Origin of the sequence: Streptomyces sp. NBC_01549 (assembly GCF_026339955.1) — a bacterium.
Lineage (GTDB): Bacteria > Actinomycetota > Actinomycetes > Streptomycetales > Streptomycetaceae > Streptomyces.
The window spans coordinates 114,990-134,605 of the sequence record NZ_JAPEPW010000006.1; the positions used below are offsets into that span (position 1 = coordinate 114,990).

Genomic DNA, 19,616 nt, shown 5'->3' on the forward strand with positions numbered 1-19,616 from the left:
AGCGTGCAGCGGCCCACTGGAAATGTTCTCATCCAGTGGGCCGCACACTTAACCTCGAGGCCGGATCAGCTCAAGTCGCAGACGTCGTCGAGATGGCAGTTCTCGTAACCAGTGTTGACGTAGTAGGCGTCGTTGTCCAGCAGCCTCACCTCAGTGGTGAACCTACCCAACTTCCCGCCTGCTGCCGTATTCTGGGTGGCTGTGATGGCAGCACGCCCACAGGCCTCGCTCCATGACGGGAGGGCGTAATTTTTATCGAGCTTGAGCGTGTAGGTGCCGTCGGAGTTACTCACCGCGTACATCTGAACGCATGACTTGCCAGAGGCGAGTGTCATGCCACCGCTTTCCCGTGACTTCGCGAAAGGGTACTCGTCGCAGCTTGCCCCGATTGCCGCTGTGGGAGGATTCCACTCAGCGACCGCGAGTTTGCACATCTTATTACGGTTGTCCTTCGCGACTGCATCGTCAGCGAGGCGGTGAAGAGGCTGGTTGTACTTCTTGCTCCCCGGATGGGAGGCCAACTTCTCCATCAGAATCCAGTAGTACGCGGCTGCCGCCGGATACTTGGCACGTTCGAGGAACATGGTCGGGGTCACGTTAGAGAACACGCAGCCACTGTTTCCGCCGACTTTGTTGTCACAGCGGATGGTGAATGCTGTGTCCCTCCACTGATTGTTCGCGGTGACGGAGGTCCCGGGAGCGCTCCAGCTGGTGTTCCAGTCCAGACCGAGCTTCGCCTCCCCTCCGGCGACCTTGTTCCAGCTGTACGTGTCCGTTCGTGAGGCGGTGTGCTCGTCTCCTTGTGTCCAAGTGGTGCTGCCGGTCCAGGCGCCCGGCGGGTCTGCAGTGCAGTCACTCATGGCCCAGCAGTTCTCGAAGTACTGGTCCAACGTTGCGGATGGAACTCCGACCAGGTCCGGCAAGGAGAATTCTGTCCAGGTAGTGAATTTCTCAGAATTCGGATCGAGATCGATCTCTTGAACGATCTTGACATTGCCGCCACCGATGACGTCGCCGTCGGTGTTTCTGGCGTAGAGGGCATAGCCGCCTCGGAGGCATCCCTGGGTGCGGGTGTACTGGAAGGGAGAGCCTGGAGCAGTCTTGCACCACGGAACGGGCTCGGATCCTGCCGCAGCAGTGGCGACAGATTTCTTAGTCGCTGCCTTGGCTGGGGTTTTCGGAAGCTCGCTCCACGGCTTGTAGGATCCTATGCACAGCTGGATTCCGTTGCTGCCCTTCGAGCACTTGCCAAATTCGCCTGTGCCGTTGGCTTGTGCAGTGCTCTTTGTATCGGCGGATATGCCTTCAGATGTGGGAGCCGGGGCATCTTCTGGCTCCTGGGCGGAGATGTCGTCGATATCTGGGGCGTCCGGATTCTCCGCCGCGAAGTTGACCTGCGGCATGCCACTGTAGTCCCCGGGGGTGAAGGCGATAGCGTCCCAGGCGAGGTCGTCCGTTGCTGATCCATTGCTGTTGGCGTTGGAGAGCTGGACTTCGGGAATCGAGTCGTTGAAGCGGTAGGCGCCGAGAGAGACCCAAGAATTGCTTTCGGAGGCACTCTGGTCGATGGTCTTCTTGACCGTTCCGAACGGGGTGACGATGGAGTAGATGGCTTCGTTGGTCTGGGCGCCGGTGTCGGGGATGTGAGCCCAAACCTTGGCCTGGCCGCCAGCGATGGGGGCACTGAGCTTCCAGTCACCGAGGACGGTCATGCGTCCGCCGTCGCCGCCGAGGTGGTCGGCGTCGCGGGAGTGTGCGTACCAGAAGTGGCCCTGGTAGCCGCCGCCGATCTGGTGCAGGTCGGCCTTCGCGTCGTATTGCCCGAGCCCCGGTCCGGTCGCGTTCGGGTCGGGGTAGAAGGTGAACTGGAACGAGCCGTCTGTTGTGGTGGTGCCGCAGTTGCTCCAGGTGTTGGTGCCCGCGGGTACGTCATCGACGACCAGGGAGTTGCCAGGTGCTCCGGAGCAGACGGGGGTACCGTGCTGGAGTCGGGTGCCGCGGCCGGGTTCACTGATCAGGGTCTGGTACTTGATGTTCTCGAAGCCGCAACTGGTGGCGCAGTCGGACTTCCAGGTGGTGTTGGACTCGTGCCACCAGTACTGCTTGTAGCAATCGGCGTCGGGGCAGTCGGGCGGGCTGGCCGTATTGCAGTTGTTCTTGGTGTTGCAGAACGCGTCGAGCGGCGGTGTGGCGTGCGCCCGGTGGTATTTTGCGCTGGCCGGGTCTATGACGGTCCCGGTGGTGCCGTTCCAGTAGGCGGGGCGGAAGCCGGCGGAGGAGAAGCCGGACTCGCCCGGCCAGTCCTGGCGGCCGGAGGTGGCGTAGGAGTGGCCGGTGTCGATGGACCAGGAGGCCCAGCCCATCACCTTCTCCTCGTACGGCCAGTTCTGGGGATGCGCGGCGTCCTTGGCGGCCAGCGGGTCGAGGTCGGTGTTCATGAAGGCCAGCCGGGATGCCGGATAGACGGGATTGGCGGGGTTGTTGTACCAGCCCAGGCCCCAGTTGCCGTTGGTTGCCTCGTCCGCCTTCTTGTTGAAGCCGAGGTTGTAGTTCCACACGGCGGTGAACCAGTTCTCGGGCTTGGCCGGGTCGTCGTTGTTCACGGCGATCGTCTGGCCGGACTCGTGGACCTCGTTCCACTTGTCGGCGAGGATGTAGAGCGACGCGGCGATGTTGGTGGCGTAGTCGATGGCGACCGCGCGCTGGGTGCTGGCCGGGAGGGAGGTTTCGCCCTCCTTCTCGTATCCGGCCTTGCGCATGCCGTCGGTGACCTGTCCGACGCCGTAGCCGCAGTCGGACTTGTCCCAGCGGATGGTCCAGAAGTCGGAGAGCGAGCCTCCGGTCTGGTGTCCGTAGAAACCGTCGACGGCCGCGAGCGGGCTGCCCATCTGGCCGGGGATGGCACCGGATTCGGCCTGCCACAGGTTGGACTCCTGGGCGAGGATGCCCAGTTGGACCTGTGCGGGAATGCGCCCTCCACCGGTCAGCGCCGGCTTCGGGAACAAGCCCTGCGGGTCGATCGTGGAGATCCCGGTCTGCGATCGCCAGCCGCCCTGCGTGAGGTAGCCGGAACGCAGGTTGCCCTGGACGGCCATGTCCACGGCCCATTCGACCTGGTTCGGAGTCGGCTGAAGGGCCTGGGTGGCGACGTCGTTACGGGGCACCGAACACCAGCGGTCGCTGTCGACCGGATCGTTGGCCCTGGAGTCGTCGTCGGCCGTGGTCATCATGCTCATCGTCGACATCTGCGGCTTCGAGGAACCGGTCAGCGCCGGCGACCGCCTGCCGCCCGCGGTGCTGCCGGGTTCCGCGGCCTTCTGCTTCGTGTGCTTACCCGTGCCCGGAACCGCTCCGGTGATGGTCAGCGTATGGCTGATGTGGCCGGGCGTCGCCTCGGCTGCGGGTTCCTTGCTCGCGGTCTTGGTGAAGCCGCGCCCGGCGTTGTTGATGCGGTCGACGCCCGCCAGCACGGCCGGGGAGACGACCGGGTCGACGGCCAGGCGTCCATGGGTGGAGATTTCCGCGTCGGGTGAGACGTTCAGGGCCTTGATGCCGCTGGCCGCGAAGCCCTTGTCGTGGCTGCCCTTGCCGGTGAGGTAGACGGTGCCGTCCGTGCCCTGGCGCAGGTTCATGGCGGCGAGCTTGCCGCTCGCGACGGTCGTCTTCTTGCCGTGTACGTAGGTCTGTACGTTGGCGTCGGTGTCACCTGTGCGGTCGATGTAGCTGACCGTGCCGTCACCGGTCACACGAATACCGTACGGAGCGTGCTTCGTGGCGGCGAGCTTGGCCGTCTTGCCCTTGCGGTCGACGTGGACGAGCCGATCCCCGGCGGCGGCGACCACACCGTCCTTGGTGGGCACGGCAGAGGTGATCTCGCCCTTCGCAGTGGTGTCCGCGACGGTGGCGCCCTTGGTGTTCACCGTGACCAGGCGCGTCTTGGCGTCCCGGAGCGCGGTGAAGACGGCGGTGTGCGTGGCCGGGTTGCACGTCGGGTCGAAGTAGGCCAGCGATGCGGTGAACGGCAGCTTGGTGACGCTGCCGTCATCGAGGTTCACGATCGCCGTGAACGCGCCGCCCATCATCAGGTCCGGCTTGTTGGTGAAGGTGCGGGGTGCGTAGACGACGGCCACATGGTGGTCGTCCATGACGCAGCTGTTGCCGATCCAGGTGTCGGCCGGAAGCTGAGGCTCGCTCAGGACGGCTGCGGTCTTCCAGGCGTAGGCCTTCTTGCTGTCCGCGACGAGCAGGTGAAGTCCGTCGCTGTCGGCGGCGGTGGTCACGGCCCGGTCGGTAGAGGTCTTCCATCCCTTGCCCAGCGTGGTGTCCGGGGCCTTGACGGCCCCGGTCGAGGCCGTGGGTTTCGAGGCCGCACGCGCGGGTTTGGGGCTGGTGGGTCTTGCGGTGGCGGACTGGGCCTGTATCAGCCCCACCACCACGGCGGTAACGGCGAGAACCGTCACCGCGCTTCGTCTCTGACGGGCTATCACTTGTCCCCTTTTTCTCTACTTGGGTGATGCGGACATCGATGTGTCCCAGACCGGCGTCACGGCTCGAAGTCGATCTCAGCGCTCGAGTGGCGTGCGGCGGCGGCGTTCCGCCACTGGAGACACACGCCCTCTGAGGCGGCCCGGGACGGGTCGCCCCGGTGACGATCACCGTGATCTCGTCGTCGCGAGGCGACCCGCCGTGGTGGGTGAGGCCGAACGGAACGGCCGACACGCGACCGCGGACGCCGCCGCGGCGCATACGCGATCACATCCCCCGCCGAGGGCGTACACGACGGCTTCCCCGAAGTGGCACCGCGCGGGACCGGGTGTGCCGTACGGCGCCGCCGACCAGGTGCTGCTTGAGTCCGGAGAGGGGAGCGGGGCCGCGACGTCGTCAGGGACGCTCCGGGCGAAGCGGACGCCGCCGTGGACCACCGCGCCCACAGGCGCCGTACCCACCGCGGCAGCAGCCGTGACCGCACGGACGGCAGGAGTCAGTCGTTTCGCGAACACGCTGCAACGGCGGGATCCGCTGCGGTCCTCCTGCAAAGGGAGGTCACCGTGGCTCCGCTTCTGCACGTTGGTGATCGCGATGCGGACGGCCCCCGCTCCGGACACTGCTGACGCCCCCGGTCGTGGCCTGGGTGTGGTGAGGCGCGAGGCCGTCGCTGGTGGCCACCTGCCGGTAGGACTTCTTGGCAGCGCCGTCCCCGACGGACATGGTGAAGTACACGCTGTACGGGGCGCCCGCGTGGCCGTTGTTGGTGATGGCGAAGGGGACCTGAAGCAACTTGTATGGCCCGTGATACGGCCGCAGCGGTGCGACACTCGCCTCGTGAGTGGGGCGGAGAGCGCCGTAGACCACCGCACCGGCGGGTGCGACGGCTACGGCTAAAGTCCTCACCCACACAGGAACGCGCTTCATGTTTCCCCTCCCCGTTCCGGCCGCCAGGTACAACGGCCGGATATGTGCCTGGTCCGTCTCCCGCAGCACCCCGCCGCAGCCCGATGTGCGGTTTCTGTGGGGGCACTGTGATCGCGGGCGGCGTTGAACGTAACAGGCGGGTCGAAGGTACACCCGCGAGACCTCAGCGGACCTCAAGGCAAACCTCGGAAGTTCCCAAAGAGACGTCAAAGACCGTCACTTGTGGCGTCGGACCGAAGCGGTCCGATACCGCTCTTTCGAAACATTTACCCTGTGCAAACCCACGGCGAGGAAGGATGGTGTGATCCCTCGGTCGCACCAAGATTTTCCCAAGCCGTGAAAGAAGAAGTGCATCAACCATGAGGAACTTCCCAGGTGGGGTGAGCATATGACTAGTCGCCAATTCCGCTGCACACCACCCGAGTTCACGACTGCTCCAACGCCACCTGAAGATGGAGTCCCGCTGTGTGCAACACCTTGCGTTTACCTGTTGGCGCCGTCGTCAAGTGGTAGTTGCGGGGGATTGCGCTCGTATCGAGGGCTGAGTCTGCGGTAACCGAACAGCCACGATGTCGTCCTTTCGATCACCCACCTGCGACAGCCCAGCCGTTCGCTGGACTCAATACCCTTGCGGGCGATTCGGACTCCAATGCGCTTGCCGCGTAACCATTTCCGCAGGTCCGGTCTGCCGTATGCCTTGTCCGCGTGCAGGCGCTGAGGCTTGAAGTGGCGACCGCGATCCGGGGCCTGTCTCGTTTGGTGAACCGCCACCATGGGCTTCAGCCCCTCGCTGTCATGGGTATTGCCGGCCGAGACGCCGACGACCAGGGGCAGTCCGTTCGCGTCCGGCAGGACGTGCATCTTGGAACCCGGCTTGCCCCGGTCCACGGGGCTCGGACCCGTGTGTTCGCCCCCTATTCGCCCGGTCGTGGGCGGTGTCCAGGACGACACGGGTGACGTCGATGAAGCCGGCGTCGTCGAGCCGGTGCAAGACCACTTCGTGCAGGCGGCCCCAGACGCCGGCTCTGGACCAGATCAGGAACCGTTGATGGGCAGCGGACTTCGAGACCCCGAAGCCAGGCGGCAACGCCCGCCAGGCACAGCCGCCGACCGGCACGGCCTGGGTGGGAATCTTCGCGGTCGACCTCATGGGCCGTCGGTCCTACGACAACGACGCCCTGATGAACCTCGGACGCTCCAGCCGCTACTGGTTCCGCGGCGGGGTGGCCTGGGCCGCGATGATCTCCTGGGCGGCGGGCCATCGTGGTGGGCCTGCTGTTCACCGAGGCGGGCACCAGCGCGACCGACGTGTGGTTCTCCGGGCCGCTCGCCCACAGCTGGATCGGGACCAACGGGCTGGGGTGGGTCGTGACCCTCGCGCTCGCGGCCGGCGTCTACGCGCTGCTGCGCGGGCTGGACGGCACCGCCCGCCGGGACACGTCCGAACAGCATCCCCAGGAGCAGGTCCTTTCCGCACCGGCCGCGCAGGAGACCTCATGAACAGTCAGAACGGCGTCGTCGGCGACGTCACGGGCAACCGGCTGGTCCTGGTCGACAATGCCATCGTCGACCTGGTGATGCGGGTGCCCGCACTGCCCGAACGCGGCGGCGACATCATCTCCAGCGACACCGCCCTCACCACGGGCGGCGGCTTCAACGCCCTCACCGCCGCCCGCCGCCTGGGCCTGCCGGCTCTGTACGCGGGCGCCCACGGCACAGGGCCGTTCGGCGACCGGGTACGGGCGAACCTCACCCGCGAAGGCATCGAACTGGTGCTGTCTCCGGTCACGGAGACGGACACCGGATTCCGCGTCGCCTTCGTCGACGACGACGGCGAACGCACCTTCACCACCAGCCTCGGCGCGGAGGCCCGGTTGACCGAGGCCGACGCCACGGCCGTGCTCGCCGCGCTACGCCCCGGCGACATGGTGCAGATCTCCGGATACGGGCTTGCCTACCCGGTCAACGGCCCGATCCTGGCCTCACTCGTGGCGCGGCTGCCGGAGCACACCCAGGTCTTCCTCGATCCGGGGCCGCTGGTCGCCCAGATCCCCGAGGAGGTGCTGAAACCCGTCCTGGCGCGCTGCGACTGGGTCAGCTGCAACCAGCGTGAAGGGCGGTTGCTGACCGGACTGCCCGACGCTCATGACGCGGCAGCCGCGCTCGCCGCCCAGCTGGGTCCCCGCACCGGGGTGCTGCTGCGGGCCGACACGGACGGCTGCTGGCTGGTCCCGCCCGGCGGCGACGCCCAGCACATCCCCGGCCGCCGGGTGACCGCGGTCGACAGCAACGGCGCGGGCGACGCCCACGCGGGAGCCTTCCTGGCCCTCCTCGGCCACGGGCTGGACGTGACCGCCGCCGCGCAGGGCGCCAACGCCGCGGCCGCCTTCGCGGTCACCCGGCACGGCCCTGCCACCGGACCGACCCTCGGCGAGTTGCTCGACTTCCTCAAGGGGGATCCACCGGCGGCGCAGCTGGCGTCGGCGCTCCGGCGGTAACCCGCTGGCGCGCTCCTCCGCACCGGGCGCGCCTGCCATGTACCACGCATCGGCCGTGGCACACGTGTCGTCACCGGTCCTTGCTACTCGAAGGGGAGGGAGTGACTCCTTCCAGTCGGGATACGGTCGTGCCATGTCCCGATCAACCGAGATTGGCCCCTCCCCGTCACCCGTCACCGCGGACGACCTCGACCTTGCCGTGGAGCTCGCTGTTGCGGTCCTTCGCAAGGCGCCCCCAGCCGCGTGGGACGGTAAGGCGGGTTCGCTGGAATGGGACTGCTGGGAGACCGTCGAGCACCTCAGCGACGACCTCTTCGCATACGCCGCGCAACTGGGTCCCAGAACACCGCCCTTGGACGGCGAGGTGCCCTTCGTGTGGGAGAGTCGGCGGCCCGGCGGCCCGGCGAACGTCATTCACGCGGACCGCAAGGCGGGGCCGACCGGACTGTTGCAGGTCCTGGAGGCGAGCGGCGCGCTGCTGGTCGCCATGGTGCGCTCGACGCCGCCGCAGGTGCGCGCCCACCACGTCTTCGGCATCTCCGACGCCGAGGGTTTCGCTGCGATGGGGATCGTGGAGACGCTGGTGCACACGCACGACCTGACCCAAGGGCTCGGGCTGGCCTGGAACCCGCCCGCCGATCTGTGCGCGCGGGTGCTCGCCCGGCTGTTTCCGAACGCCCCGGGGTCCACGGATCCCTGGCCCACCCTGTTGTGGGCCACCGGACGCGCCGAACTGCATGGGCGCCCTCGTCTGACCACATGGCGCTGGGACGGCACACCCCGGGCATAGGGCTCAGGTGTCTCTTGCCGTGCGCCTCCACGGCGCGGCGCGACTGCTCCCGCACATCTGGTGGTGGACCGACAGCCCTGCGCGGCGAACAGCCGCAGCGCGGCCTGCCGGATGGCCGACCGGCGGTCGGCCGTGGGGGCGCTCCCGGCCGAGCCGGCCGGTGGCCGAATCCGGCCCTGCCCTCGCCGGAAACTCCTCCGCCACGGTGGCCCGGCAGGAGACTTGGGAACCCGCTCCCAGCCCCGGCCCGCACTGCCGCCCTTACTGTCGAGGCGGTGAACCCGCTCAGTCGGTGAGGCCCAGCGCCCCCGCTGCCTGGATCGCCAGCCAGACCTCGGCCAGCGCCCCCGTCGACGTCAGATCACGATCGGTGAGAGCGCCGAAGCGGCGGAGCCGGTAGGCGAGGGTGTTGGGATGGATGTGGAGCGCCGCCGCAGCCGTCTCGGTACGGCGGTCGCGCTCCATCCAGGTGCGGGCGGAGACGAGCAACTGCGAGTCATGGGCCTCGTCGTAGCGCAGGACCCCGCCGAGCACGTGCTCGACCAACGCGGTCAGGACAGCGGGATCGTCGGGCAGCCACCGGCCCGTCGAGTCGTCGCCGTACCGAACGACGGGCCGACCCGACTCCACGGCCTTGGAGACCGCCCAGAGCGCCTCGCGCTGAGCCACCTTCAGCGCGGTGCCCGGCAGGAAGGAGCGGCTGATCCCGGCTGCCACGCCCGACAGCTCACCGACGGCCACGGCCAGCTCCGGTGCCCCCAGGACGTAGCGGTCCTCACCTCGGGTGAGCAGCAGATGCGGTTGGTCCTCCAGACAGCGCAACAGCGCCTCGTCGGTGGTGTGGCGTACTACGAGGAGCACGGTGTCGCCCTCGATCGCGTGCCGGGCGAGCCGACGGCGCGCCGCCTCCGGGTCGAGCACCTCCTGCAGTAGTTCAGCCAGCGTCTCCGCGCCCTCGCGGCGCAGCGTCTCGCGCTCGTTGCGGACCATCGCCAGTCGCAGCGCCGCCACGGTGGCGATGTGCTGGACGACGGCGAGTCCCCCGGGCTGGGCGCCCTGACGCTCGTAGGCGACGAGAAAGCCCGCCGGGCCGCCGGGCGCGGGCACCGGGAGGACGAATCCGCCGGGGATCGTGGGTGGAGCGTCGACGGAAGCGGGCAGAACAGCGGGATCCGGCACGGGAACGCCGGGCAGGAGCGGGCGGCCCTGCGGTGTGCAGAGGTAGACGTCGTAACCCGACAGGCCTTCGAGACGGCGCAGAAGTGTCGGCGTGTCGAGGTCCTCGGCGACTAGCCAGCGCAGCGCGCCGAAGACCTGGAGCTGCGCGCCCAGCCGGTGCCGGGCGTCCTCCTGGGCCGCCGCCGCGACTTCCTGGGCGACAGCGATGAACGGGACGGCGAGCGGTACTTCGAGGACGGGGAAGTCCCGCTTCTCCGCCGCCCGGAAGAACGCGTCGTGCAGCGGGGGCATGTCCAGCTGCGCGTAGAGCGCGAGAGCGGATACCCCGGCGTCGTCCAGCCGCTCCAGGTAGGCGCGCTGTCCGGTCGCGGTACGGGGGACCGCCAGGCCCGTCGTACCATGATCACCTCGGCGCCCAGGAGCCAGGGCGTCGGATCGGTGAGTTCGCTGGCGTGCGCCCAGGACACCGACCGGTCCAGACCACCGCTGCCGGCCTTCACGGAGAGCTGGAGTGCCGGGAACGAGAGCAGATCCCGGACGGTGAGTTTGTTGCTGGCCACACAAAACAGCGTACGCCTCTGTGATGGACACAATTGTCGCTGGTCATCCGTGGGCCACAGACTGTGAAACCGTCCCCTGCATAAACGGAAGGCGGAGCGCCCGTGACGACCTCGATCACCGAAATCGAGACCTATGGTGTCGAGCGGATCCCGGACACGGACCGCACGGCCCGCCCGATCGATCTGTTCCGGCTCGCCTTCGGCGGTGCCAACACCTTCGCGACCTGTGTACTGGGCGCCTTCCCGATCCTCTTCGGCCTCTCCTTCTGGCAGGGTGTCGCGGCGACCGTCCTCGGCCTGGTGGCGGGTGCGCTGCTGCTGGCCCCGATGGCACTGTTCGGCCCCGCCAACGGCACGAACAACGCCGTCTCCTCCTCCGCGCACCTGGGCGTGCACGGCCGGGTCGTCGGCTCGTTCCTCTCCCTGCTCACCGCGATCGCGTTCTTCTCGATCTCGGTGTGGTCCTCGGGGGACGCGCTCGTCGGCGGCGCGCACCGGCTCGTCCACGTCCCCGAGTCGGACGCCAGCTACAGCATCGCGTACGCGATCTTCGCGGGGCTCGTCCTGGTCGTCTGCGTCTATGGATTCCGCTTCATGCTGCTGGTCAACAAGATCGCGGTACTGGCGGCGTCGGCCCTCTTCGTGCTCGGTGCCTTCGCCTTCGCGGGCGACTTCGACCCCGGTTACCCGGGGACCTTCGCCTCCACCGCCGACCCGCTGTTCTGGCCGTCGTTCATCGGCGCCGCGCTGATCGTGCTCTCCAACCCGGTCTCCTTCGGCGCGTTCCTCGGTGACTGGTCCCGCTACATCCCGGCCGGGACCCCGCGCCGCCGGGTGATGGGGGCCGCCTTCCTCGCCCAGATCGCCACCCTGCTGCCGTTCCTCTTCGGCCTGACCACCGCGTCGATCATCGCGTCGAAGGCCGCGAAGTACGTCGACCCGGCCGCCCCGAACTACGTGGGCGGACTGCTCGCGATCTCACCCGGCTGGTACTTCCTGCCGCTCTGCCTGATCGCCCTGATCGGCGGCCTCTCCACCGGCACGACGTCCCTGTACGGCACGGGGCTCGACTTCTCCAGCGTCTTCACCCGCTTCAGCCGCGTCCAGGCCACCTTCTTCATCGGCGCCCTGTCCATCGCGTTCATCTTCGTCGGCCGCTTCGCGCTCAACCTCGCACAGTCCATCTCCACCTTCGCCACGCTGATCATCACCTGCACCGCACCGTGGATGATCGTCATGACGCTCGGCTATGTGACCCGGCGCGGCTGGTACGACGCGGACGCGCTGCAGGTCTTCAACCGGCGCCAGCGCGGTGGCCGCTACTGGTTCACGCACGGCTGGAACTGGCGCGGCATGTCCACCTGGCTCGTGTCCGCCGTCGTGGCCCTCCTCTTCACCAACCTGCCCGGCCAGTTCGTCGGCCCGCTCGGCAACCTCGCGGGCGGTACGGACATCTCGCTGCCGGTCGGCCTCGCCCTCGCGATCGTGCTCTACCTCGCCCTGCTCACCCTGTTCCCCGAGCCGCGCGCCGCGTACGGACCGGCCGGACCCCGCTTCGTCCGGGCGTCGGATGCCCCGGTGCCGCCGATCACCGGCGGCGTCGAGGAGACCGTCACCGAACCCGTCGTGGCCCGCTGAGACCTCATCATCACCCCCAGTAACCGAACACCCGGCGTTCCGGCCCCGACCGCCGTACGCCCCTGACCAGGAGCCGTGCATGAGCACCACCACCGTCCAGGAAGTCCGGACCGCCGCCGACGCGCTCGTCGCCGCCTTCGCCGAGGGCCGCCTCGATGACTACTTCGGCGCCTTCGCCCCCGACGCGACCTTCATCTTCCACACCACCCCGCAGCGGCTCGGCACCACGGCCGAGTACCGCGCGCTCTGGCAGCAGTGGGTGGAACAGGACCGGTTCCGCATCCTCGGGTGCATCTCGTCCGCACAGCTGATCCAGCCCTTCGGCGACACGGCCGTCTTCAGCCACGACGTCGAGACCCGAGTCGCCACCAACGCCGGGGAGGAGACGGTCCACGAGCGGGAGACCATCGTCTTCGCCCGGGCCGACGACGGCGGCTGGGTCGCCGTCCACGAGCACCTGTCCGCCCGTACCGCCGCCTGACCAGGAGAGACGTTCTATGAGCACCATCTTCCGCAACTACATCGACGGTGCCTTCGCGGACGCCTCGGACGGCCGCACACTCGATGTGGTGGACCCCACCACCGGTGACGTCTACGCGACCTCCCCGCTCTCGGGGGCGGCGGACGTCGACGCGGCGATGGCGGCCGCAGCCGCGGCGTTCCCCGTCTGGCGCGACACCACCCCGTCCGTGCGGCAGCGCGCGCTGCTGAAGGTCGCCGACGCAATGGAGGCACGGGCCGACGAACTGGTCGCCGCCGAGAGCCGGGACACCGGCAAGCCGCTCCACCTCACCCGCAGTGAGGAACTCTCCCCCGCCATCGACCAGGTCCGCTTCTTCGCGGGCGCGGCCCGCATGCTGGAGGGCCGCTCGGCCGGCGAGTACATGGAGGGGATGACCTCCATCATCCGCCGCGAGCCGGTCGGTGTGTGCGCGCAGGTCGCGCCGTGGAACTACCCGCTGCTGATGGCGGTGTGGAAGTTCGCCCCGGCGCTCGCGGCAGGCAACGCGGTGGTCCTCAAGCCCTCGGACACCACCCCGGCCTCCACGGTGCTGATCGCCGAGATCATCGGCGGTGTCCTGGAGGAGCTGGCACTACCCCGCGGAATCTTCAACGTGATCTGCGGCGACCGTGAGACCGGCCGCTTGATGGTGGAGCACCCGACCCCCGCGATGGCCTCCATCACCGGTTCGGTGCGCGCCGGCATACAGGTCGCCCAGAGCGCGGCCAAGGACGTCAAGCGGGTCCACCTGGAGCTCGGCGGCAAGGCCCCGGCCGTGATCTTCGAGGACGCCGACCTGGCGAAGGCGGTCGAGGACCTGGTGGTCGGCGGCTTCTTCAACGCCGGTCAGGACTGCACGGCCGCGACCCGCGTCCTGGTGCACGAGTCGGTCCACGACGAGTTCGTCGCCGCCTTCGCCAAGGCCGCGGCCGACACCAGGACCGGACAGCCGGACGACGAGGACGTGCTGTACGGACCGCTGAACAACGCGGGCCAGCTCGCCCAGGTCAGCGGCTTCATCGAGCGTCTCCCCGAGCACGCCAGGATCGAGGCGGGGGGCCACCGCGTCGGCGAGAAGGGCTACTTCTACGCCCCCACCGTGGTCTCCGGCCTCAAGCAGGACGACGAGATCATCCAGAACGAGGTCTTCGGTCCGGTCATCACCGTCCAGTCCTTCACGGACGAGGCCCAGGCCGTGCGGTACGCCAACGGCGTCGACTACGCACTGGCCTCCTCGGTGTGGACGAAGGACCACGCGCGGGCGATGCGGATGTCGAAGAGCCTCGACTTCGGCTGTGTGTGGATCAACACCCACATGGCCCTGGTCGCCGAGATGCCGCACGGCGGGTTCAAGAAGTCCGGCTACGGCAAGGACCTCTCCGCGTACGGCTTCGAGGACTACACCCGGATCAAGCACGTCATGACGTCGCTCTGACATCCAGGAACCCGCGTATCCGGGACGGCGAGGGTCAGGTGCGGCGTGCGGCCCACACCGTGCGATCGGTGCGCACCCTCAGGTCGCTGCGGCGCAGGATGCTGTGAGGGCTGTCGGTGTCGCGCAGCTGGTCGAGAGCGGTCACAGGTCCTCGACCGTCAGGGCGGATGCGACGCCGCCGCGCATGCGGCGCAGACTGCTGAGCGCGTAGCGGCCTGCTGCGTCGGTGTGGGGTGGGCCGATGTCGACGGTGACGGTGCGTTCGCCGTCGACGGTGAAGCCGGCCCTTGTCAGCTTGGGTCCCCAGTCGGCGCCGAGGTGGGGGACCTGCTCGGCGTGGTGGTGGTCGAGCGCCGCATGGCAGCGCTCCTCGAGACCGGGAGCGTCTTCAGGGGCGCCTTCGGGCAGGAACCGGGGGAAGCCTGCCAGCTCGACGACGGCGAACAACCCGCCCGGCGCCAGCAGGTCGTGGACCTGGCGCAGGGTGCGGTAGGGGTCGGGCATGTGATGCATGGAGGCCGATGCCCAGACCAGCTCCGGCCTGCCGAGTTCGGGCCACGCCGCCGCGTCGAGATCGGCCTGTACGACACGTACGCGGTCGTCCGCTCCAGCGGCGGCTGCCCTTCTCCCGCAGGCGGTGCAGGTGGGCGGCCGAGACGTCGACGGCCGTCACCTCTGCCTCGGGAAAGCGCTCGAGCAGAGCGAGGGTGCCGGCTCCGGTCCCGCAGCCCAGATCCACGATGCGGCGGGGGCTGGCCCCGATGGACAGCCAAGCGGTGATGGACGCGATGTGTTCGGCAAGCACTTCCGCGTCCAGGTCGAGGATCTCCGCCTGGTCGCCTGCGTCGTGCTCGTACTCGTACTCGTACCGGTGAACATGGTGCGGGCCGTGGTGCGCTGTGTGCGGGGAGGGCTGGTTCATGCGCCCAAGCTAACGACGTGGTGCGCGGTAGCTGAAACCCCGGTCTGAGCATGCGAACGGCCGTGCGGGACGATCATGATTGTGACGTCAAGAGGGGCCCGCACGGCCTTGAGCCATCGTATCTGCACCGGGATCCCGCGCCGTCGCCTGGGCAAGCTGGTCGCGGAGTTGGCCGGGCCGTGGGTGGCCGGGCAGGAGTCCCAGCTGCGTGAACGCCGGGGCCATGACCGGCAGCGCGCCGCCGGAGCGGGTCCCGACCACCAACTCGTCTTCACCGACCGGGTCGTCGCCACCCTGGTCATCCTGCGCTTCCAGCTTCCGCATGCCGTCCTCGCCCTGTTCTACGAGGTGGACCGCTCCACGATCACCCGCGCGGTCCACGAGATCCGCCCCCTGCTCGCCGCCCGCGGCTTCGCCGTCCCTGGAAGTCCCGACCTGCGCCTTCGCACCCTGGCCGATGTCTTCGCCTACGCCGCCTCCCACGGAGTGGAACTGCGGATCGACGCCACCGAGGTCCGGGTCCGACGTCCACGGGCGAACAAGCCCGGACGCCGGGCATTCATCTCCGGGAAGATGCGGCAGAACACCAAGAAGGCCACCGTCGTCACCGACGAGAAGGGCCGGACCCTGTGGGCGGGTGCCTTCCGGCCCGGCCGCCAGCACGACCAGACCGCGCTGAAGACCGAGGGCATCTGCGACCTGTTCGAGAGGTTCCCCCAGGTCAAGGCCAAGGTCGACGCCGGCTACCGGGGACTGGCCAAGCAGTTCCCCGCCCAGGTCCAAGCGCCGCCGCTGAAGCCGAAGAAGGATGCCCCGCCCGAGGACCTGGCGGCCTGGGAGGAAGCGCGCAAGCAGCAGTCCTCCGAGCGGATCTGCGTCGAGCACGCCAACGCCGAGCACAAGCAGTGGCGGCCCCTGCAACGCTGGATCGGACGCCGCGAGTACTTCGACCAGACCTACCAGGCCATCGCCGGCCTGGTCTCCGACCGCGCGGCCATGCGGTAATCAACCACCAGCCAACCCGCCAGGCCAACACGGCCCGACCTCAATCGCGCACCCCGTCGTAAGCGCCCCGTGCGCGGGGGGCCCGGCGGGTTGCGGAATGCGCAAGGCGATGGCCCGCTGGACTGCGGAACACGCAAATGGTCACGCTGACGGGCGGTTCGCTTTGACAACGCGCCGCCGTCACGGATCGCGTGCTCGAACGCCGGGTAGTAGACCTCGCGCAGCGCCCGCTCCGAGACGATCACGTCCAGGGAGTTGCGGCCCGCTTCCTGGTTGTAGACCGTGAAGTGCTTCAGCTGAGCGATGACGTCGTTCTTCTGGAAGCCCTTGGCTACGGCAGCTCCCATCAGGCCGCTGACGAGGGGGTCCTCTCCGTAGGCCTCGGACTGGCGGCCGTTGCGTGGGTCGCGGTCGATGTCGACGGTGGGGCCAAGCAGGACGTTCCAGCCCTTGCCGCGAGCCTCGACGCCGATCGCCGTGCCGTACTTCTCGGCGAGGTCGGTGTCGAAGGTGGCGGCCAGCGCGTTGGGGGCGGGGAAGGCGGTCACTCCGGTGTCGCCGCGCAGACCGTCGGAGGCGTCCACACGGGTCATCGCCGGGATGCCGAGGTGCTCCAGGGGTTTGGAGTCGGCGACTTCGACGGCCGTGACCAGGACGACCTGCTCCTCGAAGGTCATGGCTTCGAGCAATGCGTCGGCGCGCCGGGCGGCGGACTTCCTTCTGTCCTGCCACCGCTGGTCGGCCTCGGCAGCGGTCAGGGGTGCCGCGGCTGCGGCGGTGTGGAGTCCGGCGGTCATCACCGCGGCTCCTCCCAGAGCGGCTACGGACACGGCCACGGCTTCGCGTCGAGTCATACCTCTGGGACGGTTCACGTCACACTCTCCTTCGAGTGGAAGCGGGTGCTGGAACACGAGTTGGTACGTGGCGGCCGCTCGTCGTCCGCAGCGCGGCCTGGTGCGGGAGGCATGGCCAGCGGCGGGAGAAGAGCTTCAGGTGTGCGGGTATGCCTGACGTGGGCCGAGGCTAGGTCAGGCGGCAGCGCGGTCGAGGTCGCTGGTGTCGAGGTGATGCTCACCAGGGCCTACGGCGAGAGGTACGCAGCCGGGCAGTTCGACGCGGCCTTCGCATCCATCGGGCACGGTGATGTGTGCGGTCATGCCGGTCGCGGTCAGCTGCCACGACACGGCGGCCGTCCCGTAGGGGGTTTCGTGGCGGGCCTTGGCCCAGGTGATGCCGCCTCCCGGGCGAGGCCGGAAGGTGATGGTGCGGTAGCCCGGCGCGGTGAGTTCGATGCCGCCGACGACACGGTGGAGCCAGTCCGCGACGGCGCCGAGGGCGTAGTGGTTGAAGGAGGTCATGCCGCCGGGGTTGAGGGTGCCGTCGGGGCGGAGGCTGTCCCAGCGTTCCCAGATGGTCGTCGCGCCCATGGTGACCGGGTACAGCCAGGAGGGGCATTCGGTCTGGGTCAGCAGCTGGTAGGCGACGTCGAGGTGCCCCGCGTCGGTGAGGGCGTCGCAGATGAGGGGGGTACCGACGAAGCCGGTCGCGATGCGGGCGTCGTCCTCAAGTACCAGTTCCGCCAGGCGGTCACCGGCGAGCCGACGCTGGGCGGCGTCGTCGAGGAGCCCGAACACCAAGGCGATCGAGTAGGCGGTGGGGCTGTCGCTGGTCATGCGGCCGGAGTTCAGGACGTAGTGCCGGCGGAAGGCCTCGGCAACCTCGTCAGCGAGCGTTCCGTACTGGTCTGCCACCTCCGCATAGCCCAACCTGCCTGCCGACCAGGCAAGATGGCGGGCGGACCAGGCGAAGTAGGCGGTGGCGACGAGGTGGCGGTCGGTTCGAGTGGCCGCCGGGTCGTCGGGCGGCGCGATGGGGTCCAGCCAGTCCCCCAGCTGTGCGCCGGTGTCCCACAGGCGGCTCGGGCCCGCGAGTCGTTCCATGAGATCGACCCATGCGCGTCCCATGGGGAAGTGGCGGCGCAGCAGTTCGAGGTCGCCGAAGCGCTGGTGGAGCACCCACGGGGTGAGGGTGGCGACATCGCCCCAGGCGGCGCCGGGCTGGATGGGGGTCCATTGCGGACCGCCGGGGATGACGGGTACATACCAGGGGACGGTGCCGTCGGGGAGCTGTTCCACCGCGACGTCGGCGAGCCAGGAATCCAGCATGCCGGCGCAGTCGTACAGAAAGCTCGCGGTCGGAGCGAAGACCTGAATGTCGCCGGTCCAGCCCAGGCGCTCGTCGCGCTGGGGGCAGTCGGTGGGGATGTCGACGAAGTTCCCGCGCATGCTCCACACGACGTTCTCGTGCAGCCGGTTGACCAGGTCATCACTGCATTCGAACCAGCCGGTGCGTCGCATGTCGGTGTGGTACACCCGGGCGACAACGGCGTCGTCCGCCAACTCGCCCGGCCATCCGGTGATTTCGGCGTGGCGGAAGCCGTGCAGGGTGAAACGCGGCTCCCACGTGATCGGTCCGTCGCCTGCCAGGATGAGGGTGTCGGTGGCAGCCGCTCCCCGCAACGGGCGGGTGGCGAGTTCGCCGTCCTCGACGACCTCGGCATGCCGCAGGGTGATGGTTGTGCCTGCCGGGCCGTCGACGGTGACACGCAGCCGGCCGACGAGGTTCTGGCCGAAGTCGAGCAGGTGACGGCCGTCGCGCTCGGCGGTGACCGTGACCGGCGGTATCTCCTCGGTGCAGCGCACCGGGGGGCTCTTGGGGGCGATGAGGGTGCGTGGGTCCCGCCGGCCGGTGGTGACGGGGGTCCAGTCGCCGGCGGTCCAGGGCTGCGGGGTGGACCAGTTCGGGTCGTGCAGACGGGCGTCGAAGGTCTCGCCTTCGTAGAGACCGGTGGTGAGGATCGGTCCGAAGGCGGCGTTCCACTCGGTGTCGGTGGCGACGACGGTGGTGGTGCCGTTGTCGTGGGTGATCTCCAGTTGGGCGATGAGGGACTGGTCGGTGCCGTAGAGGTTGCGGTATCCGCCGTCGAAACCGATACGGCCGCGGTACCAGCCGTCGCCGAGCCAGGCGCCGATGGTGTTGGCGCCCTCGGTGAGATGGTCGGTCACGTCGTAGGTGCGGTAGCGCAGGCGCTCGCCGTACACCGTCCAGCCCGGGGACAGCGCGTCGTCGCCGACGCGACGGCCGTTGATCTCTGTCTCATACAGGCCATGTGCCGTGACGTACAGGCGGGCGCGTGCGACAGACGCGTCGAGGGTGAAGTCCCTGCGGACGCGGGCCGGGCGCCGATCGCTGCCCGGATCCTCGGGCCAGGGGGCGCCGACGGGGACGGCGCTCCAGTCGGATGCGTGCAGCAGTCCGGCCTCGACCGTGCTGGGCACGCTCCACGGGGAGGGCTCTGTGCCGTCGGCGGTCCACACACGCACGCGGACGCTCGCGCACTGCCGGGAGGCCAGGGGCTGTCCGGGCCAGGGCACGAGGACCTGGTCGGCGCCGGGAATCCGGCCGGTTCGGTAGGTGACGCCGTCGCGGTCGAGTTCGAGTTCGTACGCCTCCTGGGTCCCGCTGCCGGGCGGCAGCACCCAGGACAGGCGGGGTTCGGCGACGCCGATGCCGAGACCGTCACGCAGGTGCTCGAACGTGACCGGGGCAGGCTGGGGGGACATCAAGTGGGAGACCTTCCTTGAGGTGGGCATGGGACGACCCGCGCGGTGCCGA

The 19,616-nt window shown here is 68.8% G+C and carries 12 protein-coding genes and 2 pseudogenes; 8 read left to right on the forward strand and 6 right to left on the reverse strand.

The window, feature by feature from the left end:
* Window positions 1–65 precede the first annotated feature (65 nt).
* Window positions 66–4,460, reverse strand: a complete 4,395-nt coding sequence (locus OG819_RS56715; protein ID WP_266658058.1) for a Tat pathway signal protein — start codon at window positions 4,458–4,460, stop codon at window positions 66–68.
* Between the two features lie 1,461 nt (window positions 4,461–5,921).
* Window positions 5,922–6,517 (reverse strand): annotated as a pseudogene (locus OG819_RS56720) (IS5 family transposase); the annotation flags it as partial.
* 158 nt (window positions 6,518–6,675) lie between these two features.
* On the opposite strand from OG819_RS56720, the gene OG819_RS59040 reads away from it, so the two are divergent.
* The 3 genes from OG819_RS59040 (at window position 6,676) to OG819_RS56735 (ending at window position 8,700) form a co-directional block, all read left to right on the forward strand.
* Window positions 6,676–6,912 carry a hypothetical protein gene (locus tag OG819_RS59040; protein WP_323138075.1) on the forward strand — a complete coding sequence of 79 codons (237 nt, stop codon included), beginning with the start codon at window positions 6,676–6,678 and terminating at the stop codon, window positions 6,910–6,912.
* A complete protein-coding gene (locus tag OG819_RS56730; RefSeq protein WP_266658060.1) occupies window positions 6,909–7,910 on the forward strand; it encodes a PfkB family carbohydrate kinase in 1,002 nt (333 codons plus the stop codon). The genes OG819_RS59040 and OG819_RS56730 overlap by 4 nt, the downstream gene beginning before the upstream one ends.
* A 133-nt stretch (window positions 7,911–8,043) precedes the next feature.
* Entirely contained in the window at window positions 8,044–8,700 is a 657-nt protein-coding gene (locus OG819_RS56735; RefSeq protein WP_266638390.1) for a maleylpyruvate isomerase N-terminal domain-containing protein, read from the forward strand.
* Between the two features lie 285 nt (window positions 8,701–8,985).
* Here OG819_RS56735 and OG819_RS56740 read toward each other — a convergent pair whose 3' ends face one another.
* Window positions 8,986–10,470, reverse strand: a complete 1,485-nt coding sequence (locus OG819_RS56740; protein ID WP_266658062.1) for a helix-turn-helix domain-containing protein — start codon at window positions 10,468–10,470, stop codon at window positions 8,986–8,988.
* 71 nt (window positions 10,471–10,541) lie between these two features.
* On the opposite strand from OG819_RS56740, the gene OG819_RS56745 reads away from it, so the two are divergent.
* The 3 genes from OG819_RS56745 (at window position 10,542) to OG819_RS56755 (ending at window position 14,014) form a co-directional block, all read left to right on the forward strand.
* The gene (locus OG819_RS56745) at window positions 10,542–12,077 is read left to right on the forward strand and encodes a cytosine permease (protein WP_266658064.1); all 1,536 of its coding nucleotides are present in this window, start codon (window positions 10,542–10,544) and stop codon (window positions 12,075–12,077) included.
* Between the two features lie 79 nt (window positions 12,078–12,156).
* Window positions 12,157–12,558 (forward strand): nuclear transport factor 2 family protein, encoded by a 402-nt coding sequence (locus tag OG819_RS56750; RefSeq protein WP_266658066.1) that lies wholly within the window; start codon window positions 12,157–12,159, stop codon window positions 12,556–12,558.
* Between the two features lie 16 nt (window positions 12,559–12,574).
* The gene (locus tag OG819_RS56755) at window positions 12,575–14,014 is read left to right on the forward strand and encodes a gamma-aminobutyraldehyde dehydrogenase (RefSeq protein WP_266658068.1); all 1,440 of its coding nucleotides are present in this window, start codon (window positions 12,575–12,577) and stop codon (window positions 14,012–14,014) included.
* A gap of 34 nt (window positions 14,015–14,048) precedes the next feature.
* Here the strand turns inward: OG819_RS56755 and OG819_RS56760 are convergent.
* A pseudogene (locus OG819_RS56760) lies at window positions 14,049–14,840 on the reverse strand (trans-aconitate 2-methyltransferase).
* Between OG819_RS56760 and OG819_RS56765 the strand changes: the two are divergent.
* Together OG819_RS56765 and OG819_RS56770 are read left to right on the forward strand one after the other, a co-directional pair.
* Window positions 14,805–14,984 (forward strand): hypothetical protein, encoded by a 180-nt coding sequence (locus tag OG819_RS56765; RefSeq protein ID WP_266658131.1) that lies wholly within the window; start codon window positions 14,805–14,807, stop codon window positions 14,982–14,984. The pseudogene OG819_RS56760 and the gene OG819_RS56765 overlap by 36 nt on opposite strands.
* A 27-nt stretch (window positions 14,985–15,011) precedes the next feature.
* Window positions 15,012–15,941 (forward strand): transposase, encoded by a 930-nt coding sequence (locus OG819_RS56770; RefSeq protein ID WP_266647792.1) that lies wholly within the window; start codon window positions 15,012–15,014, stop codon window positions 15,939–15,941.
* Here OG819_RS56770 and OG819_RS56775 read toward each other — a convergent pair.
* Window positions 15,893–16,738: a glycoside hydrolase family 3 N-terminal domain-containing protein gene (locus tag OG819_RS56775; RefSeq protein WP_266658070.1), complete on the reverse strand. Its 846-nt coding sequence runs from the start codon at window positions 16,736–16,738 to the stop codon at window positions 15,893–15,895. The two genes, OG819_RS56770 and OG819_RS56775, sit on opposite strands and share 49 nt — an antisense overlap.
* Window positions 16,739–16,969: 231 nt before the next feature.
* The gene (locus OG819_RS56780) at window positions 16,970–19,564 is read right to left on the reverse strand and encodes an alpha-L-rhamnosidase (RefSeq protein ID WP_266658072.1); all 2,595 of its coding nucleotides are present in this window, start codon (window positions 19,562–19,564) and stop codon (window positions 16,970–16,972) included.
* Window positions 19,565–19,616: the final 52 nt, after the last annotated feature.